At 62.5% G+C, this 24543-nt stretch carries 24 protein-coding genes and 1 pseudogene; 13 read left to right on the plus strand and 12 right to left on the minus strand.

Annotation, left to right across the window (positions count from 1 at the left end; genetic code table 11):
- Nucleotides 1-24: 24 nt before the first annotated feature.
- On the minus strand, nucleotides 25-978 hold the full coding sequence (locus tag QA644_RS22380; RefSeq protein WP_283073395.1) for a sugar phosphate isomerase/epimerase: 954 nt from the start codon (nucleotides 976-978) through the stop codon (nucleotides 25-27).
- Between the two features lie 241 nt (nucleotides 979-1219).
- Here QA644_RS22380 and QA644_RS22385 point away from each other — a divergent pair, with 241 nt between their 5' ends.
- Nucleotides 1220-2269 carry a LacI family DNA-binding transcriptional regulator gene (locus QA644_RS22385; protein WP_283073992.1) on the plus strand — a complete coding sequence of 350 codons (1050 nt, stop codon included), beginning with the start codon at nucleotides 1220-1222 and terminating at the stop codon, nucleotides 2267-2269.
- 210 nt (nucleotides 2270-2479) lie between these two features.
- Here the strand turns inward: QA644_RS22385 and QA644_RS22390 are convergent.
- A pseudogene (locus tag QA644_RS22390) lies at nucleotides 2480-2850 on the minus strand (cupin domain-containing protein); the annotation flags it as partial.
- A 195-nt stretch (nucleotides 2851-3045) separates the two neighbouring features.
- On the opposite strand from QA644_RS22390, the gene QA644_RS22395 reads away from it, so the two are divergent.
- Complete coding sequence (locus QA644_RS22395; RefSeq protein WP_283073396.1) at nucleotides 3046-3522, plus strand: GNAT family N-acetyltransferase; 477 nt, start codon at nucleotides 3046-3048, stop codon at nucleotides 3520-3522.
- Nucleotides 3523-3675: 153 nt separating this feature from the next.
- On the opposite strand, the gene QA644_RS22400 is transcribed toward QA644_RS22395, so the two are convergent.
- Nucleotides 3676-4527: a sugar phosphate isomerase/epimerase gene (locus QA644_RS22400; protein WP_283073397.1), complete on the minus strand. Its 852-nt coding sequence runs from the start codon at nucleotides 4525-4527 to the stop codon at nucleotides 3676-3678.
- Nucleotides 4528-4832: 305 nt separating this feature from the next.
- On the opposite strand from QA644_RS22400, the gene QA644_RS22405 reads away from it, so the two are divergent.
- From QA644_RS22405 to QA644_RS22420, 4 genes are read left to right on the plus strand one after another with little or no spacing between them, the layout of a single operon-like run.
- A complete protein-coding gene (locus QA644_RS22405) occupies nucleotides 4833-5720 on the plus strand; it encodes a sugar phosphate isomerase/epimerase (protein ID WP_283073398.1) in 888 nt (295 codons plus the stop codon).
- A gap of 60 nt (nucleotides 5721-5780) precedes the next feature.
- A complete protein-coding gene (locus QA644_RS22410) occupies nucleotides 5781-6947 on the plus strand; it encodes a mandelate racemase/muconate lactonizing enzyme family protein (RefSeq protein ID WP_283073399.1) in 1167 nt (388 codons plus the stop codon).
- A 5-nt stretch (nucleotides 6948-6952) separates the two neighbouring features.
- Complete coding sequence (locus QA644_RS22415) at nucleotides 6953-7645, plus strand: FadR/GntR family transcriptional regulator (protein WP_283073400.1); 693 nt, start codon at nucleotides 6953-6955, stop codon at nucleotides 7643-7645.
- Nucleotides 7646-7667: 22 nt separating this feature from the next.
- Nucleotides 7668-8642, plus strand: a complete 975-nt coding sequence (locus QA644_RS22420; protein WP_283073401.1) for an NAD(P)-dependent oxidoreductase — start codon at nucleotides 7668-7670, stop codon at nucleotides 8640-8642.
- Between the two features lie 84 nt (nucleotides 8643-8726).
- Here the strand turns inward: QA644_RS22420 and QA644_RS22425 are convergent, their stop codons facing one another.
- From QA644_RS22425 to QA644_RS22455, 7 genes are all read right to left on the minus strand, one after another.
- A complete protein-coding gene (locus QA644_RS22425) occupies nucleotides 8727-9806 on the minus strand; it encodes an ABC transporter ATP-binding protein (protein ID WP_283073402.1) in 1080 nt (359 codons plus the stop codon).
- A complete protein-coding gene (locus tag QA644_RS22430; protein WP_283073403.1) occupies nucleotides 9806-10915 on the minus strand; it encodes an ABC transporter ATP-binding protein in 1110 nt (369 codons plus the stop codon). The genes QA644_RS22425 and QA644_RS22430 overlap by 1 nt, the downstream gene beginning before the upstream one ends.
- On the minus strand, nucleotides 10912-11115 hold the full coding sequence (locus QA644_RS22435) for a hypothetical protein (RefSeq protein WP_283073404.1): 204 nt from the start codon (nucleotides 11113-11115) through the stop codon (nucleotides 10912-10914). The genes QA644_RS22430 and QA644_RS22435 overlap by 4 nt, the downstream gene beginning before the upstream one ends.
- A complete protein-coding gene (locus QA644_RS22440; RefSeq protein WP_022713859.1) occupies nucleotides 11112-12071 on the minus strand; it encodes a carbohydrate ABC transporter permease in 960 nt (319 codons plus the stop codon). Before QA644_RS22440 ends, QA644_RS22435 begins: the two co-directional genes overlap by 4 nt.
- A gap of 1 nt (nucleotide 12072) precedes the next feature.
- Nucleotides 12073-12978 (minus strand): sugar ABC transporter permease, encoded by a 906-nt coding sequence (locus QA644_RS22445; protein WP_022713860.1) that lies wholly within the window; start codon nucleotides 12976-12978, stop codon nucleotides 12073-12075.
- A gap of 148 nt (nucleotides 12979-13126) precedes the next feature.
- Complete coding sequence (locus tag QA644_RS22450; protein WP_283073405.1) at nucleotides 13127-14434, minus strand: sugar ABC transporter substrate-binding protein; 1308 nt, start codon at nucleotides 14432-14434, stop codon at nucleotides 13127-13129.
- A 372-nt stretch (nucleotides 14435-14806) separates the two neighbouring features.
- Entirely contained in the window at nucleotides 14807-15448 is a 642-nt protein-coding gene (locus tag QA644_RS22455) for a TetR/AcrR family transcriptional regulator (protein ID WP_074071280.1), read from the minus strand.
- A 101-nt stretch (nucleotides 15449-15549) separates the two neighbouring features.
- On the opposite strand from QA644_RS22455, the gene QA644_RS22460 reads away from it, so the two are divergent.
- Genes QA644_RS22460 through QA644_RS22475 form a run of 4 tightly spaced genes read left to right on the plus strand, consistent with a single transcriptional unit; the run spans nucleotide 15550 to nucleotide 19259 of the window.
- Complete coding sequence (locus QA644_RS22460; protein WP_283073406.1) at nucleotides 15550-16746, plus strand: Tm-1-like ATP-binding domain-containing protein; 1197 nt, start codon at nucleotides 15550-15552, stop codon at nucleotides 16744-16746.
- A 12-nt stretch (nucleotides 16747-16758) separates the two neighbouring features.
- A complete protein-coding gene (locus QA644_RS22465; protein ID WP_283073407.1) occupies nucleotides 16759-17601 on the plus strand; it encodes a phosphoenolpyruvate hydrolase family protein in 843 nt (280 codons plus the stop codon).
- Nucleotides 17602-17626: 25 nt separating this feature from the next.
- Complete coding sequence (locus QA644_RS22470) at nucleotides 17627-18040, plus strand: cupin domain-containing protein (protein WP_283073408.1); 414 nt, start codon at nucleotides 17627-17629, stop codon at nucleotides 18038-18040.
- Nucleotides 18041-18071: 31 nt separating this feature from the next.
- On the plus strand, nucleotides 18072-19259 hold the full coding sequence (locus QA644_RS22475) for a Xaa-Pro peptidase family protein (RefSeq protein ID WP_283073409.1): 1188 nt from the start codon (nucleotides 18072-18074) through the stop codon (nucleotides 19257-19259).
- Nucleotides 19260-19328: 69 nt separating this feature from the next.
- Here QA644_RS22475 and QA644_RS22480 read toward each other — a convergent pair whose 3' ends face one another.
- Together QA644_RS22480 and QA644_RS22485 are read right to left on the minus strand one after the other, a co-directional pair.
- Complete coding sequence (locus QA644_RS22480; protein ID WP_074071284.1) at nucleotides 19329-19922, minus strand: DJ-1/PfpI family protein; 594 nt, start codon at nucleotides 19920-19922, stop codon at nucleotides 19329-19331.
- A gap of 55 nt (nucleotides 19923-19977) precedes the next feature.
- Nucleotides 19978-20676, minus strand: a complete 699-nt coding sequence (locus QA644_RS22485) for a GntR family transcriptional regulator (RefSeq protein WP_239601512.1) — start codon at nucleotides 20674-20676, stop codon at nucleotides 19978-19980.
- A 92-nt stretch (nucleotides 20677-20768) separates the two neighbouring features.
- Between QA644_RS22485 and QA644_RS22490 the strand changes: the two genes are divergently transcribed.
- The 3 genes from QA644_RS22490 to QA644_RS22500 are packed head-to-tail and all read left to right on the plus strand — an operon-like array spanning nucleotide 20769 to nucleotide 24532.
- Nucleotides 20769-21794 (plus strand): Ldh family oxidoreductase, encoded by a 1026-nt coding sequence (locus tag QA644_RS22490; RefSeq protein ID WP_283073410.1) that lies wholly within the window; start codon nucleotides 20769-20771, stop codon nucleotides 21792-21794.
- 5 nt (nucleotides 21795-21799) lie between these two features.
- Nucleotides 21800-23029: an iron-containing alcohol dehydrogenase gene (locus tag QA644_RS22495; protein ID WP_283073411.1), complete on the plus strand. Its 1230-nt coding sequence runs from the start codon at nucleotides 21800-21802 to the stop codon at nucleotides 23027-23029.
- Between the two features lie 15 nt (nucleotides 23030-23044).
- Nucleotides 23045-24532, plus strand: a complete 1488-nt coding sequence (locus tag QA644_RS22500) for an NAD-dependent succinate-semialdehyde dehydrogenase (RefSeq protein ID WP_283073412.1) — start codon at nucleotides 23045-23047, stop codon at nucleotides 24530-24532.
- Nucleotides 24533-24543: the final 11 nt, after the last annotated feature.

Here is a 24543-nt window from a genome sequence, read left to right on the forward strand (position 1 = left end):
CCATTGGTTTCGGGTCATGGGAAATTAGCGATAGATCGGCAAAAGTGCCTGCCGGACGAGCTTGAGCCCATTTGCGATATCGCCGACCGGATTGGCGGCGGCGTCGAGTTCAAGAATAGCCCAGCCTTCGTAGCCGCGATCACGCAGGAGCCTGATCCAGCCTGGCCAGTCGACGCGACCGAGTCCGAAGCCGCAGAAATAGGGACGGTGCCGATCATGAATATGCTCGTCGATCGGCGTGTCGGCCGGCATGGGACCGAGGGCATCCTTCCAATGGGCGATAATAACGCGCTCATGATGACGCTCGACGACCTGCAGAGGATCGGAGCCGGCGACGATGATGTGCGCCGTGTCCGGGCACATGTGCACATAGGCCGGGTCCGTCAGCAGCATCAGCAGGTCGACATCGCGCGCGGCGGCAAAGATCGAATGGGCCTCGGTATGGAGCGCCAGCCGAACGCCCTTTGCGTAGAGAGTGGCGCCGAGGCGATTGAGGAAATCGGCGATCTTGCGCGCCTGTTCGATATCATAAAACCGCACCGGCCGCGCGCCGAGCGTTTGGCGCAACGGCGCGCCGATAACCATGATGTCACTGCCGCAGGCTTTGAGGAATTCGGCGTATTTTTCGGCCTTCTCGATGATGGCGGCCTGGCCGCTGGCCTCCGTGAAATCACCGGCCGCTTCGAGTTCCGCGAAAAAACCGCTCGCCAGCGTCAGCCCACGCCTGGAAAGCTCAGCGGCGAAAGCTTCGACTGAACCATAAGTCTTCGTCGCATCCTGCCAGTTGAAAGGTGAGAAGGTCAGTTCCACGCCGGTGACGCCGGAGGCTTGCACGGCGTCGAGAATCTTATCCCAGAAGGCGCGCGGCTCGTTGCGGGCCAAAGCGACGATGCCGTCATAATCCTTCACGCCCCAGAAATCGGTGTGGAAAAAAGTGACGAGATCGACGCCAAAGCGAAGCCGTTCGGTTGAAGTCATGACGCTATCCGTTCTCCGGGCGTAGAGGATCGATTGCAGGGTCGAGACCCCCGCAACAAATAAGCACAATAATTTCAATGCACTGCAAATGGCAATCGTTTGCCGTGCCTAGAGATTAGACAAGTCGTTTTTTTATGCAAGTGATTTTTGGCAATCGTTTGCGAAATGATTGCGAGTGCCGTAGCATCCGGCACACGACAGCCATCGAGAAGAGAGAGAAAAAGTGAAAAATAACAAAGCTATGGCCGTGGGGGAGCAGTCGGGACCGCTGATGGCGGATGTCGCTCGACTGGCTGGAGTGGCCATCTCGACGGTCAGCCGCGCGCTCGCAAATCCTGGCCGTGTGAACGAGAAGACACGCATCAAGATCGATGCCGCCGCCAAGCAGCTGGGCTACACGCCAAATGCGATGGCCCGCAGCCTCAGGGTCGGCAAGTCCAACATCATCATGATCATCCTGCCGGGATCGCTCTATTATGGGGTTTCCCAGATCATTCCGCAGATTCTGCAAAGCATCAACAAAGCCCTGATCCTGAACGGCTACAATCTGATGATCGCCAATCTGGACCGTGACGAAGAATCGGAAATGCACATTCTCGATCTGGCCTTTGGCGGTACGGTTCGCGGCGCCATCATCCTGTCCTCGAAACTGCCGGAGGTGGACGGACGATCTCTCGCCAATGCCGGCCTGCCGATCGTCTCCATGCTGCTGGACATGAGTGATGCAGGTCTGCCGAGCGTGGTGACCAACGACCGCGAGGCAGTGCGGGACGTGACCGCGGATCTTATCCGTCTTGGTCATCGCCGTTTTCTCTACCTTGCCGGCCCAGAGGACAACTATCACGATGTCGAGCGGTATGGTGGCGTCATTGAGGCGTTGCAGGAAGCGGGACTGCGAGAATCTGCCGTGGTCCGCTCGGGCGGCAATCTGGATTATCAGCGCGGTTTTGACATCGGCTTGCAAGCGGCTGATGACTTTGCTGCTCTCGCGAATAAACCTACCGCGGTAATCGCGACCAGCGACGACATGGCAATTTCCTTCATGAGCCGGATACAACGTACGGGCCTAAAGGTGCCCGACGACCTCTCGATCGTCTCCTTCGATGGTTCGCCCGTTTGCGCATTCTGCTCGCCGCCGCTTTCAACAATCGAGCAGCCGGTAGAGGAGATGGGGCAGACGGCAGTCGCCCTCCTGCTGGCGGCCATTGATCGGTCCGAGCAACAGCCAAAGATACGAAATGTCATCCGCAGCCGACTTATTCAGCGTGAGAGCATGACTCCACCCACATAAGGGTCGGTCGCGGTCGTATGAAAGGCTATCTCCCAAGCCTCATTTCGATCTCCTGCCATGTCATCGGTTTGCTACAGTTATCTCCGCAGTTGTCTCGGATAAAGTGCCGTTCGATAGTGTCAGCGCTTGGCCAAAACCCAGCGATCACGGTTTCAGTGGATGATTAGGCGTCTTTCAACCAGCTAACCATCCACGTTCACGGCGCTCTAGTCAGCGGTGGATTGGATCAATCCAGCGGACCTCTTCCGGCTTTTCGACCGGTTCGATATCAAGGTTGACGACCACCGGTTCCTGGCCCGAGCGGACGAGGACGCATTCCAGGGTCTCGTCCCGACTGGCGTTGATTTCTTGATGGGGAACGAATGGCGGTACGTAGATGAAATCGCCAGGACCAGCTTCAGCCTATACTGAAGCTCCTCTCCCCACCGCATCCGGGCTTTGCCCTTGACCACGTAGATGATGCTTTCGAGATCGCCATGATGGTGAGCGCCGGTCTTGGCATTGGCATGGATCGTCACGGTGCCGGCCCAGATCTTCTCCGCTCCGGCGCGCGCCTTGCTGACGGCGGTGGCGCGGTTCATGAGGAAACGGATTTGGGCAAGGCCGGGAGGCGGATCGATCTTTCACGAATTGGCGGTAACTAGAGACGTAGTGACCCGGAGCCGTGTTCTGGCCGCGGTTTCGCCGGAGCCGAAAAGGAATGAATGCCGCCGACTTGACACCAGCGCCCGTCTAAACTCATAGCTTCCGCCAGTTAATTTGAGGGATTTTCTGTCGTGTTGACCATACGTGAGGCTGTCCGTGAAGATGCGGCGACGCTTTTGGGTTTCATTCGCGAGCTCGCGATCTATGAAAAAGCTGAGCACGAAGTCGCCGCTACCATTCAGAAGATCGAAGAGTCGATTTTCGGCACGAACTCTGTCACTCGCGCATTGATCTGCGAACAGGATAGCGGGCCGGTTGGCATGGCTATCTGGTTCTTCAATTACTCGACCTGGCAGGCAAAAAACGGGCTCTATCTCGAAGACCTGTATGTGACGCCAGCGGCGCGCGGATTGGGCGCGGGCAAGGCTCTGCTCAAACGACTGGCTGAAATCGCTCTCGAGGCTGGCTGTGGTCGGTTTGAATGGAGCGTACTCGACTGGAACGAGCCAGCGATCCGCGTCTATGAAGCAATCGGCGCTGAACCCATGAACGAGTGGATCCGTTATCGTTTGTCTGGGGAGGTGCTCAAGAATTTCGCGGCAGGCTAGGGAAAAAGAAGCCTTTGGATCTAGGGCATGTTGCACTTGAAAATAGAATGTACCGTCCTTCGCTTCCGAACGTCGACCCGAGAGAGTGGAATGACACGGTCGTGCGGTCGCGCCCGGATCGAAATTCGGACTGATCGATTGGCGGCACCGCGTTCATGCTGCCGCGTGCCATCCTTCGCGGATATGGCGGTAGCCTTCGCGATAGACCGCTTCCGGTGTCTCGGAAAAGTCGCGCCAGACCTTTGTCGCGGCGGCAAGGTCCTTGAGCGCCCGGCCGAAGGCTTCGATTGTCAGCCAGCCGTCGTAGCCACTCGCGCGTAGCGCCCTGAACGTCTCCGCCCAGGGAATGTGGCCGCGCCCCGGTACGCCGCGGTCGTTTTCCGAAATGTGGACATGGACGATGCGGTCCCTGTTTCGCGTGAAGGCGCCGATGGGATCGGCCTCCTCGATATTGCTGTGGAACGTGTCGTACATAGCGCGGATATTTGGATGCCCGACGGCGTCGACATGGGCCGCAAGGGCGTCCATCGTGTTGAATAGGTAACATTCAAAACGGTTCAGCGCCTCGAGCCCGATCGTGACGCCGCGCTTTGCTGCATGATCGCCGATCGCGCGTTGCGAGGAGACCGAGCGCTTGAGTTCCGCCGCGCTCGGCCCGCTTCCGGAAAATTGGCCGAGCGTCGAATGCAGCGGCCCGCTCAGCATCTTGGCGCCGAGCGCATCGCTGCAGTCGATTGCCCATTTCATATAGTCGATGCCGCGTCTGCGGGTCGTGGCGTCGGGGGCGATCAGGTTCATCGAGGGGTCGCCCATGGCGGAAACGGCGGTCCGTTCCAGGCCGATCCGGTCGAGCAGGGCCCCCAGCCGACGGTAGTCGTCGGGCGTCCCCGAGAAGATCGGAATTTCGACGCCATCAAACCCGGTGTCCTTGATGTCGCGTAACAGTCCCTCGTGCTTGCGGCCGACACTCGTCGTCCACAGGAACATGCACATGCCGATCTTCATGTCTCCTCCCTCTGGGCCGTTCGGCCCTGCGTGTTATCAGCGCAATCTGGTCATACCAAAACTGGATATCCGGTCAAGCCAATTCTCGGCATCGCTCGTCCGCAGGATTAGCGAAAAAATCCAGACTTCAACATTAAACATCGGTATAATAAGATATATCCTCGTTCCTCGTTGCGTCTTGCAGAGGGTGAGAAATTGCGTTAGATCTTTCAATCAGCGACAATTGGCCGAACCAGATTACCGAAAATGGCGGGACTGGCCGACGCCCGGCGGTTAAGCGAGCCGCAACAGCCTGGGAGGACCTCATGCATCTTTCAACACACAACTGGATGCGGGCGGAACCGCTCGCCGTCACGCTGAAGCGCATCAAGAAATACGGCTACGAGAGCATCGAGATATCGGGCGAGCCGACACAGTACGATGTGAAGGAAACGCGCGCGCTGCTCAAGGAACACGGCATCCGCTGCTGGGGCGCCGTCACGCTGACGCTAGGCGAGCGCAACCTTGCCGCCAAGGACGAGGGCCAGCGCGCCAAGTCGGTGGATTACGTCAAGAGCGTCATCACCATGGTCAGCGAACTCGAGGGCGAGATCGTCACGCTTGTGCCGGCGACCGTCGGCAAGGTAGTGCCGGATGCGACCGAAGAGGAGGAGTGGAAGTGGGTGGTCGACGCCACCCGCGAGTGCTTCACCCACGCGCAGAAGAAGGGGGTGCGGCTGGCGATCGAGCCGCTCAACCGCTTCGAGACCTATCTCTTCAACCGCGCCGCTCAGGCGCTGGCGCTGGCCGATGCGGTGAGCCCGGAATGTGGCGTCTGCCTCGATGCCTTCCATCTCAATATCGAGGAGGCGGACATGTACGACGCGATCCGGCTGGCCGGGAAGCGCCTCTTCGATTTCCACGTCGCCGACAACAATCGCTTCGCCGCCGGCCTCGGCCAGCTCGACTGGCCGAAGATCATCGGCACGCTGAAGGAGATCGGTTATGAGGGCGCGGTGACGAACGAGTTCGTCGCCCCCGTCGATCGCACGCCGGCCGCCAAGTACCCGGACATGGTGGAGCGCAGCCCCGTCGATATCCCGCCGGAGCAATTGAAGTTCATCCAGGACCACGGCTCGAGCCTTCTCACCGAGAAGTTCTACGACGATCAGATGCGGATCACGGCCGAGACGATCCTGCCGCTGATCAAGTGACGAACGGAAAGGCATATGTTCTCGCGGCCTGCGAGGTCGTGAGGGCGGGGGATCCGACACATGCGTATCAAATCCGTAGAGGCCTGGTGGGTGAAGATTCCCATCGCGGCGAGCCGCCAACACCGTAGCGACTTCGGCCGACTGACGTCCTTCGACGCCGCGATCGTGCGTATAGAGACGAATGACGGCATCGTCGGCTGGGGAGAGGGCAAGAATGCCGCCGGCAGCGCAGGCACCTATGGCACGCTGGTGCATATGCTGAACCACGAGGTGGGGCCGACGCTCATCGGCCGTGACCCTGCCGACATCTCCGCCATATGGGAGATGCTCTACAACGGCGTACGCCACGAGATGGCGGCGATTTCGGGTCACGCCATGCCGGAGATCGCGCGGCGCGGTCTATCCGTCGCGGCGATCAGCGCGGTCGACTTGGCGCTGTGGGACATTCTCGGCAAGTCACTCGGCGTCCCCGTCTGGAAGCTGCTGGGTGGCCGCAAGGCGGACAGGTTGCCTGCCTATGCTTCGGGTGGTTGGGAGAGCGCAGACCGGATCGGCGAGCAGCTCCAGTCCTATATCGCGGCCGGCGGCTTCAAGTCGGTCAAAATGCGCGTCGGCGCTATGGACCGAGCGCCGCATGTCTCGGCGTCGCGGGTGCGGGCGGCTCGCAAGGCGATCGGCCCCGACATCGACCTGATGGTCGATGCGCACGGCACCTATACGGTCGCCGAGGCGAAGCGCTTCATCCAGATGGTGGCGGATTGCGACCTCGCCTGGTTCGAGGAACCGGTGATAGCCGACGACAAGCCGGGCATGGCGGAGGTACGCGCGGCGGGCAATGTGCCGATCGCCGCGGGCGAGAGCGAGGCGACCCGTTTTGCCTTCCGCGATCTTGCGGTGCTGCGGGCCGCCGATATATTTCAGCCCGATCCGGCCTTCTGCGGCGGCATCACGGAGGCGATGCGCATCAGTTCGCTCGCCAGCGCCTTCAACCTCCGTTTCGCACCGCATCTGTGGGCCGGTGCGCCCTGTTTTTTCTCGGGCCTGCACCTGTGCGCGGCTTCCCCGGCAAGCTTCGTCATCGAGTATTCGCTCGGCGCGAATCCGATGATCCATGATCTCGTCGAGGACACTGTGTCGGTGAAGGACGGCATGATAGAGATTCCTGATAAACCCGGCCTGGGCTTCACGATCAATCAGCGGGTCCTGGAGGCTCACGCGCAAAGATAGTGACGATGAAAGAAAACTCCCTACTCTCCGATCTCGCAGGATATCTTTTCGCGAATTCGAGCGACAACGGCCGCACGCCTTCAGAGCGGGAGCTTGCGGAGCATTTCGGCGTCAGCCGCGGCCAGATTCGCGAGGCGCTGGCGATCCTGGAGGCTATGCGCATCGTCGAGCGCCGCGCCAAGTCCGGTATCTACCTGACGACCACGGAGGCGAGCGTCGAGGCCATGGCACTCTTTGCCCGCGCCGGCGTGCCGCTCGATCCGATCCTGATCTACGAGACCGTGGAGCTTCGCAAGATCCATGAGATCAAGGCCGCGGAACTTGCCTGCCTGCGGGCGACGGAAGAGAATTATCAGCGCCTGCGCGATATCCTCGCCGCGTCCGAGGCGAAGCTTGCCGCTGGCGAGGGGCTGGCGCGCGAGGACCGGGATTTCCATCTGGAGATCGTCCGCGCGACCAAGAATAGCGTCTTCTATCGCGTGTGCAGTGTCTACTACGTGATGGGCGAGCAGCGCCTGCCGATCTATTTCGGCGACATCGCCCGCAGCCGGCGCTCGCATGAGGAACATATCCGCATCTACGAGGCGCTTATTGCTCGCGACGGCAATCTCGCCCAAGCGCTGATGAGCGCGCATCTCCAGGGCGCGGAAAGCTACTGGAAGGGTCTCATCGGCGGGCCAGCGACGGCCGCCGGATAGCCGTAACCGGCTGGGAGGGCCGATGAGCTTCATCTTTTCCACGCATCCCCTGCATCCAGCGGCCGAGGCCATGCTCAAGGCTGCGGGCGATCTGCGCGTCGCGTCCGCCGCCGATCCCGAAACGTTGCTTCGAGAAGGGCAGGGCGCGGGGATCATCGTCGTGCGCGCGCCGATCCCGCCGGCCTTCTTTCGGGATGCGCCGGCGCTTCGCGCTGCGATCCGCCACGGCGCCGGGCTCGATATGGTGCCGATGGATGCGGCGACCCGTGCGGGCGTGCTCGTCGCCAACGTGCCGGCCGTCAATGCGCCGACGGTCGCCGAGCACGTCTTCCTCGTGACGATGGCCCTGCTCCGGCGCTTCCGCCTGATGGACCGTGAACTGCGGCGGAAGGGCTGGGCGGCGGGGCGCAGCCAGTCGGACGGGGCTGTGGACCTCGGCGGCCGCACCATAGGCATTGTCGGCATGGGCAATGTCGGCAAGGCGATCTTCCGGATCGCGAAGTTCGGTTTCGGCGTGGAGGTGGTCGCCACGAGCCGGTCGCCTGAAAGCGTGCCACATGGTGCGCGCTACCTGCCGGTCGACGACCTCGTCGCGACGGCCGACGTCGTCGTGCTCTGCTGCCCCCTGACTCCGGAGACGACCGGCCTGCTCAATGCCGAGCGCATCGGCCGCATGAAGCCCGATTCTATTCTGGTCAACGTCTCGCGCGGCCCGGTGATCGATGACGCGGCGCTGATCCAGGCGCTGCACGATGGCCGCATCGGCGGAGCCGCGCTCGACGTCTTCGCAACGCAGCCACTCCCGCTCGACCATCCCTATTTCGGCTTCGACAATGTCATCGTCACTCCGCATCTCGCCGGTCTAACGGAAGAGAGCATGATGCGTATGGGAATGGGCGCGGCCAGCGAAGCCATGCGCATCATGAAGGGCGAACTGCCAGTCAATCTGCGCAATCCCGAGGTGGTCGAACACTATCGCCGGCGCTTTCCGGCATAGCTCTGAGCCCCTTCGCGACAATCCGAAACGCTAGCGACCCCCGCGGTGTCACGCGGGCCGTTGGCATCTTTCGGATCTATCAGGTCAGCTCGCGTACCGCAGGCTCATACCGCTGTTGCCGTCGAAAAGCACGACCTTTTCAGGATTCCAAGAGAAGCGCACGGACTCGTCGATCTCCAGCTCGGTGCGGGCCGGCACGGTTGCCTGCAACAGCTCCCCGTTGCCGGTTCGCAGCGTCACGATCTTTTCGACGCCATGGTTCTCCACGTCGTGCACCCGTGCTTGCCCCGGCGCACCGCTGTCGAGGAAGAGGTCCTCGGGGCGGATGCCGAAGGTGAGCGGGCGACCGTCCGTCGCAATCCCGTGCCCGTTGCCGAGCGGCAGCCGGTAGCCCTCGGTGGCCACGGCCTCGCCGCCTTCAAGCGTGCCGCCGATCAGGTTCATCGGCGGCGAGCCGACCGCGCGGGCGACGAAGGTGTTGACCGGGTTGTTGTAGATTTCATGCGGTGTGCCCGTCTGCACGAGATGGCCGTTGTTCAGCACGCCGATCTTGTCGCCCATCGACATGGCCTCGATCTGGTCGTGTGTGACGAACAGGAAGGTCGCGCCTAGGTTCATCTGCAGGTTTTTCAGCTCGGTGCGCAGCGCCTCGCGCAGTTTGGCGTCGAGCGCCGAAAGCGGTTCGTCCATCAGGAAGACGCGCGGCTTGCGTACGATGGCTCGGCCGATCGAGACGCGCTGCATCTCGCCGCCCGACAGCCGGTCCGTCTTGCGGTCGAGCAGGTGCTCGATGCGCAGGGTTTTGGCGACCCGGTCGACGCGTTCCTTGATCTCTGCAGGTTCGACGCGGCGGATGGGAGATTTCAGTGGAAATTCCAGGTTCTCCCGCACCGTATAGCGCGGATAGAGCGAATATTGCTGGAGCACCAGGGCCACGTCGCGCTCGGCGGCACCCCAGTCGGCGACGTCCTGCCCGTCGATGAGGATCTGCCCTGCCGTCGGCTTTTCCAGAGCGGCGATCAGGCGCAGCGTCGTCGTCTTGCCGGCACCGGTCTGGCCGAGCAGCACGAAGAACTCGCCGTCAGCGATTTCGATGTTCAGGTTTTTCAGCGCCGCGTGGTTGCCGAAGGTTTTGGTGATACCCTTGAGTTCGATATGGGCCATCAGAGTCTGATCCCGAGCGACGAGCCGGTCGCCGTGTTGAAGAAATGCGCCTGGTCGGGGTCGATGCGTGCCCAGACGGCTTCGCCCGGACCGGGGACGAATCCGCTCTTGGTGCGGGCCCTGATCATCTGGTCGCCGACCTTCAGGTCGACGATGTCGTGCGAGCCGAGCGGTTCGATGATATGCGCCTCGACTTGCATGAAGCCCTCGCGGGCCTCGCGCGAGATGAGTACCCCCTCTGGCCGGACGCCGAGCGTCAGCTTGCCGTTCTCGGCCTTCGCGTCAGAGAGGCGGTTGGCAAGGACGGCGGGGAACTCGAAGCCCTTTGCCCCACCGCTGACCTGCACGCTGGCATGGCCGCCCGTTTCGCTGACGGTCGCCTGCGCCATGTTCATGACGGGGCTGCCGACGAATTGCGCGACGAACATGTTCGCCGGATAGGCATAGACCTCGGACGGGCTTCCGACCTGCTGGAGAATGCCCTCGTGCATGATGACGATGCGGTCGGCGAGCGACATGGCCTCGACCTGATCGTGGGTCACGTAGATGGTGGTCGAGCCCTGCTTGATATGCAGGCGCTTGATTTCGGCGCGCATCTCCTCGCGCAGTTTTGCGTCAAGCGCGCCGATCGGCTCGTCCATCAGCATGGCCTTTGGGCGGCGCACGAGTGCCCGGCCGATCGCCACGCGTTGCATGTCGCCGCCCGAAAGCGCCGAGGGCTTGCGGCCGAGAAACTCGGTAATGCGCAGCACGCGCGCGATCTCGCGCACCGCCGTCTCAATGTCGCCCTTGCTCATGCGCGTCGCGCGCAGCGGAAAGGCGATGTTTTCGTAGACCGTCATGTGCGGATAGAGTGAGAAGGACTGGAATACCATGGCGATGTCCCGGTCCGACGCCTTCATGTGCTGCACCGGCTGGCCGTTGATCAGGATGTCGCCTTCGTCGATGGTCTCCAGGCCCGCGACGGCGCGCAACGTTGTCGTCTTGCCGCAGCCGGATTGTCCGAGCAGCACGATGAATTCGTTGTCGGCGATGGCGAGATTGAGGTTCTTGATGACCTGGACGGCACCAAAATATTTCTGGATGCCGCGAAGTTCGATCTGCGTCATGAATGGCTGCCTTCGTCTCGTTGCTCGTCCCGCGGGATTTTGGTCGTCACCATGAAGGCGATCAGCCCGACGAGTGTCATCGTCAAGCCGTAACGGTGGAGAAACAGGTACCAGGGCTGGCAAAGCGCGATGATGCCGAAGATCATCAGGTACTGCGAACCGGGCTCGAGATATTTCTGGCTCAGGGTGCGGAAGGTCATTTGCGGATCGCTCCGAAGCTCATGCCGCGCAGGAGATGGTTCCTGAGCAGGAAGGTGAAGATGGCGACCGGCAGCAGGAACAGGAATGTGCCGGCCGCAATCACCGTCCAGTCCGGCAGGCCCGAGCCGACCTGGCTCGGGATGAAGGGCGGTGCGGTCTGCGCGCGCCGGTTCGTCATGATCAGCGCGAATGCATATTCGTTCCAGGCCGTGATGAAGCAGAAGACGGCGGTGGCGGCGATGCCTGTCGCGGCTTCCGGGATCACGATCTTGAAGAAGGCCTGCATGCGGGTGTAGCCGTCGACGAGTGCCGCCTCCTCATATTCCTTCGGGATCTCGTCGATGAAGCCCTTCATGAGCCAGACGGAGAAGGAGAGGTTGAAGGCCGTGTAGAGTATGATGAGGCCCCAGTGCGTGTCGTTGAGGCCGACGACGCGGTACATGAGGAACATCGGGATGGCGACGACGACGGGCGGCAGCATGCGGGTCGACAGGATAAAGAAGAGAAGGTCCGCTTCTCCCTTCACCTTGAAGCGCGAGAAGCCGTAGGCCGTGAAGGTCCCCATGCCGACGGCCAGCACCGTGGACGTGATGGCGACGATCAGCGAGTTCATGAAGCGGTTCGGATAGCCGGACGGCTGGATTTCGCCGCGCCCGGAGCGGACGATCTTCTCGCCCCCGTCGAACACCATGCGCTCCCACCAGGGGGCGGCGGCATATTCTTCAGGAGTCGGCGCTCCGCGCAGTTGCGAGCGCTTGGTGAAGAGCTTCACGAAGGGCGAGATTTCCGGCTCGAAGAGCACGGTCGGCGGAATGGTGGTGGCGAGGTTGCGCGGCTTGAAGGCCGTCGAGGTGATCCAGTAGATCGGCGCCAGGAAGATCAGCGTGATGACCAGCACGGCGGCGATCGCCACCCGGTTCAGCGCGCGTTCGGAGCGGGTTTGGACGGCAGCCATCTCAGCGCTCCTTCACCTTGTTGAGATACTTGACGTAGATGTTGGTGATGGCGAGCACCATGATGAGCACGATGTAGGCGAGCGCGCAGGAGCGCCCTGTCTGCCATTCCTGAAAGGCCATCTTGTAGAGCCGGATCGAGATCACCTCGGTCGTCGGTTGGCTCGTCAGGATGTAGGCGAGGTCGAAGGTCTTGAAGGCTTCCATGGTACGGAAGATGATCGCGATCATCAGGATCGGCGCCACCAGCGGCAGCGTGATGCGGAAGAAGGTGTAGAACGGCCCCGCCCGGTCGATAGCCGCCGCCTCGTAAAGATGCTTCGGCACGGCAGAAAGGCCGGCGAGCGAAAGCAGCATCACGAAGGGCGACCACATCCAGATGTCGGTGATCGCCACGGCGTAGAGCGCCATGTCGGGGTTCGACAGCCATTCAAAGGAGCCGAGTCCGAGCGCGTAGTTGATGATGCCGAAGGACGGATCGTAGAGCAGCTTCCAGAAGAGGCCCACCACCGCCATCGACAGCATCATCGGCAGCAGGAGCAGCGTGGTGAGCAGACCCTTCAGCGGAATGTCGCGGTTGAGCAGCATTGCGGTGCCGAAGCCGACGATCACCTGCCCTGTCACAGAGACGATCACATACTTTGCGGTGATGGCGAAATTCGACCAGATGAAGGTATCGTTGAGCAGCTCGCGGTAGTTCTGCAGGCCGACGAAATTGGCCCGCGCGTTTGACGAGGCGCGGAAGTCGGTAAAGGAATAGCCGAGCGAATAGATCAGCGGAAAGATGTTGAAGACGATCAGAAAGAGGATCGTCGGGATGATGAACAGGTTGCGGATACTAATATCGCTCATGCCGCGCGAGGCGGCACGCGATTTCGCGTCCAGGGATGTCATGACGACGGTTGCCAATGTGCTCCTCCTCAAAGAGCCCAGCGCTGGACGCAGTGATGGCATCCGGTTGCGCATTACCTGAGCATGACAAGTGCCATGCGTCGTTTGGTTCTCGGGTGCAGAAAAACGGGAGGGAGCTACGCACCCTCCCGTGCTGTATCAAGGCCTAGTGACGGCCATACTTCTTGAAGGTTGTGTTCCAGTCCTTGGCAAGCGCGTCGAGCGTTTCCTTCGCCGTGCCCTCGCCGGCGGTGACGAAGGGATAGATGCGCTGGTTCATCTGGATCAGCAGTTCGGCATATTCAGGCGTCGCCCAGAAGTCCTTCACCTTGAACATGGTCTCGTAGAAGGCCTTGTTATAGGGTGTCGCATTCTGGAATTCCGGCGATTCAAGCACTTTGGCGCTTGCCGTGTAGCCGCCCAGTTCGGCCCAGCGCTTCTGGGTCTCGTCCTTGATGAACCATTCCAGGAATTTCATCGCCTCTTCCTGGTTGTCCGAGTATGAAACGACCGAGATACCCTGGCCGCCGAGCGCTGCGAACTGTTCGCCGCCCGGACCTGCCGGGTTGGCGAAGAAGCCGGTGACCTTGGCGTTCGGGTTGGACGCCTCGTTGACCAGCGCCGGGAAGAAGGCGAAGTAGTTCATGCTCATCGCCGTCAGATTCTCGGTGATCGCCTGGTTGTTCTCGACGAAAAAGGTCTTGGCCCAGCCGGGAGGCGTGAAGCCGTAGAGCTCGCGATACATTTCGAGCGCCTTGACGTTCTTCTCCGAATTGATGATGCCGTCGACCTTGTAGTTCTGATAATCGCCGAGCTCGCCGCCATAGGAGAAGATCGCGTTCTCGACGCCCATCACGAGGCCGTCATAGGAGTTGTCGGTGTAGATCGCGATGCCGTAGCGCTTTTCGTTCGGACGGTGGAAGAATTCGGCGATGTCACGCATCTCGGCCCATGTCTTGGGCGGGGCGAGGTCGTAGCCGTATTTGGCCTTGAAGGCCTCCTTCTCCTTGGGGTCCTCGAACCAGTCCTTGCGGTAGGACCAGCCGACGGCATCGCCTTCAGCCGGGATCGACCAGTACTTTCCGGAGTTCGAGGGATATTCGGCGTAGTATTTCACCGTTGCCGGCGCCATGACTTCGTTGAGCTTGTGCTTGTTGAAGAAGTCGGTGAGATCGACATAGTGCCCGGCTTCGGACGCAGCACCGATCCACTGGCTGTCGCCGACGACCATGTCGTAGGCCGAGCCCTTGGCGTTGAACTCGGTGAAGGCCTTGGTCTGGAAATCGGCCCACGGCGTGGTCTCGACAGTGACCTTCACGCCGGTTTCAGCCTCGTATTCGTTCACGAGCTCCTGAAGGTAGTTTGCCGGGTCCCACTCGGCCCAGAAGATCGTCAGTTCCTGGGCTTGTGCGGACGTTCCGCAGGCCCACATCAAGCCGACACCGGCCAAGAGACCGGTCATAGTTTTGCGCATAACGTTTCCTCCCATTTATGCACGCTTCCCGCTTCGTTGCAGGCCTTCCGATCCGACTTTCCGATCCTCATGGGTGGTTGTTCGCTCTGGTGGGGCCTCCCCGACCCTTGCCCCCGTTTCAGATCGCTAGCCTGAATGCTGGTTCCTTCATCTGGTAGTACCAAATATAATTATCGTCAAGAGCAACTTTCGGCGGAGCTTCCGCCCGTGACTCGCCTTCAAAGTCTCTAGATCGCACCGATAATCTCGCATTTCTGGATGTCGTCTTGTCGGGCAGTCTGATTGATGGTGGCCGATCCGGATAACAACACAAAAAGATATTCATCAAACTGGTCGAACCAGTTTTCATTCTAGGTCGGAGGGTTGTCAATGTCATGCCTCGCTCCCCGCCTCCCGTACCGCAGCTTCAACGAGCGCCTTGGCCGCCCATGCGGCAACAGACTGTGCGCTTTCGGAAGTAAGTCCCCAGATATCCTTCAACACGATCAGCACCTCGACGCCGAAGACAAGGGAGAGTGCCTGTGCAAGGCGTTCCCGGGCCTCAGGCGGCACGGTGCCCTGCAGGGGCCTGGTCACGCTCTTCAGGAGATCGACGCGGTGGCCGCGCGTGAACAACGGCTCGTTGCCGAGCGTGCCGGCCTGGCGCTGCGCCCACTGGTCCAGCGAAAGCTTCAGCGCCGCTTTGAAGGTTGCCTCGAACTCGTCGATGCGCGGCATCGCGGTCGCCAGCAGGTCGGCAACGCGGGTGCGCGCATCGGGACTGTCGGACGACCAGTCGAGTATAGGCCCCAGAGCCTCGTCCACCACCGCATGCACGAGCGCAGCCTGGCTTGGAAAGTAGCGGTAGGCCGTTGCGCGCGACACTTCGGCAGCCTCGGCGACTTCGCTTACCGACGGAGTGATGCCGGATTGCATGAGCCGCGTTGCCGTTTCGAGCATCAGTTTCCGCGTGCGGGCACGCGGGCCTCGCTCGACGGTTCTGGCGGTTTCGTTCTGTTGACGTGAGACATGCATGTCTTTATGATACGCGAGTCTCACAAATTTGCAAGAGCCGATCGAGTGGCTGTAAGAGTGGGATATGGCGGGGTGGGAAACCACCTGGTCGGGGAGGAGAAATGAAGCACATCTACGTGGTCGGAACGGCCGACACGAAGGGCGAGGAGCTTGCCTATCTGGCCGCTTGCGTCGAGACGGCGGGCGGCGGTGTCGTGCGCGTCGATGTCGGCACGCGCCAGCCTGCGACCGCCGTCGATATAAATGCCGAGACGGTTGCGGCCTTCCATCCGGAAGGCGTTGGAGCCGTCCTTGCCTGCGACGACCGCGGCAGGGCGGTCGAGGCGATGGGCATTGCCTTCTCGCGCTTCCTCGCCGAGCGCCAGGACATTGCCGGCGTCATCGGTATCGGCGGAGGCGGTGGCACCTCGATCGTCACCGCAGGCATGCGCCAATTGCGGCTCGGCCTGCCAAAGATCATGGTCTCGACGCTCGCGTCCGGCGATGTCGCTCCCTATGTCGATGTTTCCGACATCGTGATGATGCCCTCGGTCACCGACATGGCGGGCCTGAACCGGCTGAGCAGGGTCATCCTGCACAATGCGGCCCAGGCGATCACGGCCATGGCCAGCCGGCCCGCTGAGGTGACGGCATCGAAACCGGCCCTCGGGCTTACCATGTTCGGGGTAACGACACCTGCAGTAACCGCCATGGTCGAGCGCCTCAGGGCGGACTACGATTGCCTGGTCTTCCACGCCACCGGTACGGGCGGACGCACGATGGAGAAGCTTGCCGACAGCGGGCTCGTCTCCGGTGTGCTCGACATCACGACCACCGAGGTCTGCGACCTGCTTCTCGGCGGCGTCCTGCCTGCCACCGCGGACCGTTTCGGCGCGATCGCTCGCACAGGCTTGCCCTATGTCGGCTCCGTCGGCGCGCTGGACATGGTAAATTTCTGGGCGCCGGAGACGGTGCCGGGGCACTATGCCGACCGGCTCTTCTACCGCCATAACCCGAACGTCACGCTGATGCGCACGACGCCCGCCGAATGTGCGCAGACCGGACGCTGGATCGGCGAGAAGCTCAATCTCTGCCACGGCCCCGTACGCTTCCTCATTCCCGAGAAGGGTGTCTCGGCCCTCGACATCGAAGGCGGTGCATTCTTCGACCCGCAAGCCGACGCCGCGCTCTTTGCCGCGCTTGAGGCGACCGTGAAACCGACGGCGGCGCGACGCATCGTCCGCCTGCCGCTCCATATCAACGACCCGCAATTCGCCGAGGCCGCCGTCGCGGCCTATCGTGACATCGCCAACCCCTGAGAGACAAGATCAATGCCAGCCATACCTCGCAAGACCATCCTCGAAAAATTCCACGGCATGATCTCAGCCGGCATGCCGATCGTCGGCGGAGGCGCCGGCACGGGCATCTCCGCCAAGGCCGAGGAGGCGGGCGGCATCGACCTCATCATCATCTACAATTCGGGGCGCTACCGCATGGCGGGCCGCGGCTCGGCGGCCGGCCTGCTCGCCTATGGCAATGCCAACGAGATCGTGAAGGACATGGCGCTCGAGGTGCTTCCCGTCGTGAAAACGACGCCGGTGCTTGCCGGCGTCAACGGCACGGACCCCTTCGTGCTGATGCCGCGCTTCCTCGCCGACCTGAAGGCAATGGGCTTTTCCGGCGTGCAGAACTTCCCCACAATTGGCCTCTTCGACGGCCGGATGCGACAGAGTTTCGAGGAGACGGGCATGGGCTACGGTCTGGAGGTCGAGATGATCGCCACCGCCCACGGGCTCGACCTGCTGACGACGCCCTATGTCTTCAATGAGAGCGAGGCGATCGACATGACGGTTGCCGGCGCCGACATCGTCGTGGCGCATATGGGGGTGACGACCGGCGGCACGATCGGCGCCACCTCCGGCAAGTCGCTCGATGACTGCGTCGATGAGATCACGGCGATTGCCAAGGCCGCGCGCTCCGTGCGCGACGACGTCATCGTGCTCTGCCACGGCGGCCCGATTTCCATGCCTGAGGATGCGCGCTACATCCTGGAGCGTTGCCCTGGCTGCCATGGCTTTTACGGCGCAAGCTCGATGGAGCGCCTGCCGGCAGAGGCGGCGATCCGCAAGCAGACGGAAGAATTCAAGGCGCTCGCCATCGGCGCGGTCGTCTGAGGACGGACACGGAGGAGGCCGTTTCATGGCAAAGGACGCGTATTTCATCTATCCAAAGGATGTGAGCGCCTTCGGTTTCGACTGGGGCAAGCTGTCGCTGACGGTGGCGCCGGAGGTCAACGGCGCCAGCCGTTTTTCCGGTGGTGTCGTCGACCTGCCGAGTGGCGAGGGCCATGCCCGCCACAATCATCCGGGGGCAGAGGAGATCATCTTCGTCATCTCCGGCGAGGGCGAGCAGATGGTTGAGGACGAGAACGGCAATCCGATCACGACGAAGGTCGGGCCCGGCTGCACGGTCTATGTTCCGGAAAGCCGCTTCCATTCGACGAAAAATACCGGCGCGGAGTCCATGCAGCTCTTCGTCGTCTATTCGCCGGCGGGGCCGGAGCTTGCGCTTCGCGAGCTGCCGGACTTCCGCCTGCTGCCGCCGGGCTCGTGAAGCCGGGCATACATTTCTGGGAGGAAAAACGGTGAACATCGATGCAAGGGAAACAAGGCCCGCCGTGGCGCCGTTCGATACGGCCAAGCTCGACCGGCTCATGGAGGAGGCAGGTATCGACGTCATCGTCGCCACCTCCAAGCACAACACGCAGTATCTGATGGGCGGCTACAAGTTCATCTTCTTTGTGGCCATGGATGCCATCGGCCATAGCCGGTACCTGCCCGTCGTCGTCTACGACAGGGGCGCACCTGACCACGCGGCCTATCTCGGCAACCGAATGGAAGGCGGCGAGCACCAGAACAATCCATTCTGGACACCGACCGTGCACACGGCGACCTGGGGCACGATCGATGCCGCAGCACTTGTCGTCGAACATCTGAAGAAGATCGGCAAGGCGGGTACGCGCATCGGCATCGAGCCGGCATTCCTGCCGTCGGATGCCCGCGATGCGCTTGTCGCAGGGCTCGAGGGCGCGCGTTTCGTCGATGCGACGCATACGCTCGAACGCCTGCGCGCGATCAAGACGCCGGACGAGCTTGCCAAGCTGCGGACCGCTTCCGAACTCATCACGGAAGCGATGAACGCGACGATCGCCGGCGCCCGGGAGGGTTCGACGAAAACAGAGATCATCGAGCAGCTCCGGCGCGAGGAGACGAACCGCGGGCTCCATTTCGAATATTGCCTGCTGACGCTCGGCTCCAGCCACAACCGCGCGGCCTCGCCGCAGGCCTGGGGGAAGGGCGAGGTCCTGTCGATCGATTCCGGCGGGAACTATCACGGTTATATTGGCGACCTCTGCCGCATGGGCGTGCTGGGCGAGCCGGACGACGAACTCGAGGATTTGCTCGCCGAGGTCGACGCGATCCAGCATAAGGCTTTTGCCAGGGTTCAAGCTGGCGCTTTCGGCCGCGAGATGATCGAGGCGGCCGAGGCGGAACTGAAGGCGTCGCCTTCTGCGGTCTTCACCGATTTCTTCTGTCACGGTATGGGCCTGATCAGCCACGAGGCGCCGTTCCTGATGACCAATCACCCGGTCGCCTATGAGGGGATCGACGCGGACCGGCCGCTGGAGGCCAACATGGTGCTGTCGGTGGAGACGACGATGCTGCATCCGAAGCGCGGCTTCATCAAGCTCGAGGATACGCTCGCCGTCACCGAGACGGGCTACGAGATGTTCGGCAGCACGGGCCGGGGCTGGAACCGCGGCGGCGGCTGATTGCAGGCCTCACCGCAAAAAAAGTCCGGCAGATGTCACCTGCCGGGCCTTTCTTTTTGTCCCGTCGTCTCAGGCGTGATGGATTTCCGTGCCGAGAACCTTTAGGCATTCGCGGATGAAGGCGGCGAGCGCCGTCCAGCCCTTGGCCGAGACCATCGTGCCATCGACATAAGCTTCCGTCGGCGACAGATCGACATAGGTGCCGCCGGCCAGCGTCACTTCCGGTTCACAAGCGCCGAGCGCGCCCACCTTCTTGCCGCGCACGACGCCATCGACGGCGATCAGGATCTGGACGCCGTGGCAGATAGTGAAGATCGGCTTCTGCGTTTCATGGAAGTGGCGGACGATCGTCTGAACGCGCTTGTCGGTACGAATGTATTCAGGCCCGCGACCGCCCGCGCAGTAGACGGCGTGGTATCCGTCGAGTTGCGCCTCCGCCTCCGAGAAGGTCTTGTTGATGACGACGTTGTGTCCGAGCTTTTCCGTATAGGTCTGGTCGCCCTCGAAGTCGTGCAGCGACGTCTTCAGAATGTCGCCCGCTTTCTTGTCGGGGCAGACGACGTGCACCGTATGGCCGACGGCCTCCATGGCCTGCTGGTAGACGAAGATTTCGTACTCCTCGGTGAAATCGCCGGTGAGCATCAGGATTTTTTTGCCTGGCATGGGTTCTCCTCCTCGTTGTCAGGTCGGACAGGCACGTCCTTGCCTGCCGGGTTGCTCAGATTTCGTCGAATGCCGGCAGCAGCCGGTCGCGCGAGTGTTCGATATGGATGCGCATTGCGTTCGCCGCGGCGTCGGGGTCGTGAGCCGCGAAAGCATCGAGCAGCGTCTGATGCTCGCCGAGCGCCTCCTCGGTCACGCGACGATGGAACATCAGGCGGAAGATGTGGAAATGCGTGTGCTGGAATGTCAGCATCTCGCGGATCAGTTCGTTGCCGGCAAATTCCATGATGCGGTCGTGGAAGATAGCGTCCTGGCGGGCGAAGGTCGAATAGTTCGTCCGCTCGTCCCTGTTGTCACTACGCGTCATCACGCCTGCGGCCTCCGTCAGGATAGCGAGCCTTTCGTCGTTCATCGCTTGGGCCGCCTTCGCAGCGCCGGCGGGCTCAAGCAGCAAGCGGAGTTCATAGAGTTCGTCGAAACGGTGGCGCGTGATCTGGGGTGCGGCACGATAGCCAACGAGATGCTGCTTGACGACGAGACCCTCGCCTTCAAGCCGGCCGAGTGCTTCGCGGATCGGGGTGTGGGAGACGTTGAACGCCTTGACCAGGTTGTCGACCGTGATGCGCGCACCCGGCGCGATCTTCAACGACATGAGCTGGTTGAAGATCGCTTCGTAGACGTCGCCGGCCAGGCTGTTGGCGCGCTGTATCTGGGTCGCGCCCGCTGAAGGTTCGTTGGGTCTCGTCAAAATCATCTGCTGTCTTGCCTCTTGACAGGTTCAATCGCTAGCACGATGCTGCGGCCAATACAATCCTATATCCTATACGATTTAATATAGGGGGAAATATGCGGATTTCCGAAGCGGCAGCCCTTGCGCTCGCCACCCGCCTGCTGGAAGAGCACGGCGCACCGCGTGACCATGCGGTCTTGCAGGCGCGTGTCCTGGTGACGGCCGAGATGAAGGGGCACCCTTCGCATGGCCTGCACCGCCTTCCGCGACTGGTCGAACGGATCGAGCGCGGTGTCATTGACCCTGAAATGAAGGGCACGCAGCGCTGGCGGGCCGATGCGGTGATGGAGGTGGAGGGTTCTTCAGGCTTCGGCCCTGTCGTCGCCATGGCGGCGATCGAGCGGCTTGCACCCCACATTCCCGACCTGGGCATCGGCCTTGTCGCCGTGCGCAATGCGAACCACCTCGGCATGCTCGCGCATTATGTGGAGGCCATCGCCGCGATGGGTTTCGTCGGCATAGCGCTCTCGTCGAGCGAGTCGCTGGTTCATCCCTTCGGCGGTACGCGGGCCATGCTCGGCACCAACCCCGTCGCGATCGCCGTGCCGACCGCCGAGGAGCCGCTCGTGCTCGATCTCGCCACCAGCCTCGTGTCGATGGGCAGGATCCATCACCACGCGGCGACCGGCGGGCCCCTTCCCGAAGGATGGGCGCGCGATGCGGAGGGCTACCCGACGACCGATCCGGTTCGTGCCAAGGCCGGCGCGATCGCGCCCTTCGGCGACGCAAAGGGCTACGGCCTCGGCATTGCGATGGAACTGCTGGTGGCAGCCCTTGCGGGCTCGGCGCTCGCGCCTGATGTGCGCGGCACACTGGACAGCCAGTCGCCATGCAACAAGGGCGACGTCTTCATATTGATCGAGCCCAGTCTGGCGCCGGGACTGCCTGCGCGGCTGTCGGCCTATCTCGATGCCGTGCGCGCCTCACCGCCGGCCGAGGCCAGCGAGCCGGTCCGCGTGCCGGGCGATCGTGCCCGCCGGCGACGGGCGGCGGCGAGCCGCGACGGTTTCGATATCGACCCGCGCCTTTGGGAAGACCTCAACGCGCTTTCCCGCTCCCGCAGACTGGCCTTCGAAGGATAAAGATCATGAGCCTGTTTGCCGTCCTGAGGCTGCCGCGCGAAATCCTGTTTGGCATCGGCCAGCGCCATGCGCTCGCGAGTGTCGCCGGTAGGACCGGCCAGCGCGCACTCGTCTGCACGGATGCGCGTTTTGCCGCGACACCCGTCTTCGCCGAAATGATCGCCGCGCTCGAAGCTGCCGGCATCGCGGTCGTGGTGTATGACCAGACGCTGCCGGACGTGCCGCGCGATACCGTCGCGGGTTGCGTGGAGGCCACGGGCGGCTTTGCGCCCGATATGGTGATCGGCATCGGCGGTGGCAGTTGCCTCGACATGGCGAAATGCGCCTCGCTGCTGCTCGCCCATGGCGGCGGGCTCGGCGATTACTATGGTGAGTTCAAGGTGCCTGGACCCGTCCTGCCGGTGATCGCCGTGCCGACGACTGCGGGCACCGGCTCCGAGGTCACGCCCGTCGCGGTCGTCTCCGATCCAGACCGCACGCTGAAGGTCGGCATTTCGAGCCCCTATCTCATCGCAGCAGCGGCGATCTGCGACCCGGAACTCACGCTCTCCTGCCCGCCGGGCCTCACGGCGATTGCAGGTGCGGATGCGCTGACGCATGCGATCGAAGCCTTCACGGCCATGCGCCGCCCCGGCGATGCGGAACTCGCGCAGCAGCATGTCTTCGTCGGCAAGAGCGATCTCTCCGATCAGTTCGCGCTTCATGCCATCCGGCTCCTCAGCCGGAGCCTGGAAAGGGCCTTCGTCGACGGCTCGGACATCGATGCGCGCGCCGATGTGATGATGGGCGCGCTTTCGGCCGGCTGCGCCTTCGGCACGGCGGGCACCGCTGCGGCCCATGCGGTGCAATATCCGGTCGGTGCCGTGACCCATACGGCGCACGGCCTCGGGGTCGCCACCATGCTGCCCTATGTGATGACCTATAATCGCCGCGTCGCCGCCGGGGAAATCGCTGTTGTCGGCAGGGCGCTCGGCCTCGACCCAGACGGCGTGGAGGACGAGGAGACGCTTGCCGATGCGGCGATCGGCGAGGTAAGGCGCCTCTTCGCCGCGATCGGCATCTCGCCGACGCTCGCCACGCTCGGCCTGCCGGAAGACCGGCTTGACTGGACCGCTGAGCAGGCGCTCGGCATCGGCCGGCTGATCAAGAACAATCCGCGATCCTTCGATTCGGCCGCCATGCGCGGCCTGGTTCGCGCCGCCTATGACGGCGACCTGGCCGCTTCCGCCCTCTGACCTTGAGAAAACATCATGAACGCCAACCAGCATCCTTCGCATCCCGATCACGATCGCTTCGGGTTCCGCTCGTTCTCCCACGGCCTCTATATTGGCGGCGCCTGGCGGCCGGCCGCGGGCGAGGGTCGGATTCAGGTGATCGATCCCTCGACTGAGGCCGTCATTGTCGCGGTGCCCGATGCGACTGTCGCGGATGCGGCGGCGGCCGTGGAGGCTGCTGCAAGCGCGACAGAAGGCTGGCGTGAGACGCCGCCGCGAAAGCGTTCCGAGATCCTGCGCCGCTGCTTCGAACTTATGGTGGAACGCTCCGAAACGCTTGCCACACTCATTTCGCTCGAGAACGGGAAGGCCTTGCGCGACGCGCGCGGCGAGGTGGCCTATGCGGCGGAATTTTTCCGGTGGAACGCGGAGGAGGCGGTGCGCATCTCCGGCGAGTTCGGCATTGCCCCGTCCGGTGCGAACCGAATCGTCGTCGATTACCAGCCTATCGGCATCTGCGTTCTCATCACGCCGTGGAACTTCCCGGCCGCAATGGCGACCCGCAAGATCGCGCCAGCCCTTGCCGCAGGCTGCACCGTCATCCTGAAGCCCGCGAGCGAGACGCCGCTGACGGCCTATGCGCTTGCGGCCCTCTACGAGGAGGCTGGCGTGCCGCCGGGCGTCGTCAACGTGTTGACAACGTCGACGCCAGGCCCCGTCACCGCCGCCATGCTGGCCGACCCGCGCGTGCGAAAACTCTCCTTCACAGGCTCGACGGGCGTCGGCCGCACGCTTCTGGCGGAAGCGGCGAAGAATGTCATCTCCTGTTCCATGGAACTCGGCGGCAACGCGCCGTTCATCGTTTTCGACGATGCGGACCTCGACGCGGCGATCGAGGGCCTGATGGTAGCGAAAATGCGCAATGCGGGCGAGGCATGCACGGCCGCAAACCGCATTTATGTCCAGTCCGGTATCCACGACGCCTTCGCGGAAAAATTTACCCAACGCATGGCCGCTCTCAGGGTCGGCCCAGGTGTGGATTCGGATACGGAATGCGGTCCGATGATCACGCGCAAGGCGGTGGAGAAGATCGACCGGCTCGTTGCGGACGCCATTTCGCGGGGGGCGCGCGCGCTCTGCGGCGGACGGGCACCGGCAGGACGTGGCTTTTTCTATCCGCCGACCGTGCTTGCGGATGTTTCCCCGGCCTCCGATATGAACCACGAGGAGATTTTCGGTCCCGTGGCGCCGCTCTACCGTTTCGAGAGCGAGGCAGAGGTCGTCGCCGCCGCCAACGATACGGAACATGGCCTCTGCGCTTACATCTATACCCGCGACATCGGCCGTGGCATGCGCATCTCCTCGAAGGTGGAGGCAGGCATGATCGCCCTCAATCGCGGACTGGTCTCCGATCCCGCCGCCCCCTTTGGGGGTGTCAAGCAGAGCGGCCTCGGACGTGAAGGAGGGCAGCATCACGGGATCGCGGAGTTCATGGAAGCCAAGTACATTGCGACAAGTTTCTGAAGGAGGAACCT

This window comes from Rhizobium sp. CC1099 (assembly GCF_029714385.1).
Classification (GTDB): domain Bacteria; phylum Pseudomonadota; class Alphaproteobacteria; order Rhizobiales; family Rhizobiaceae; genus Rhizobium.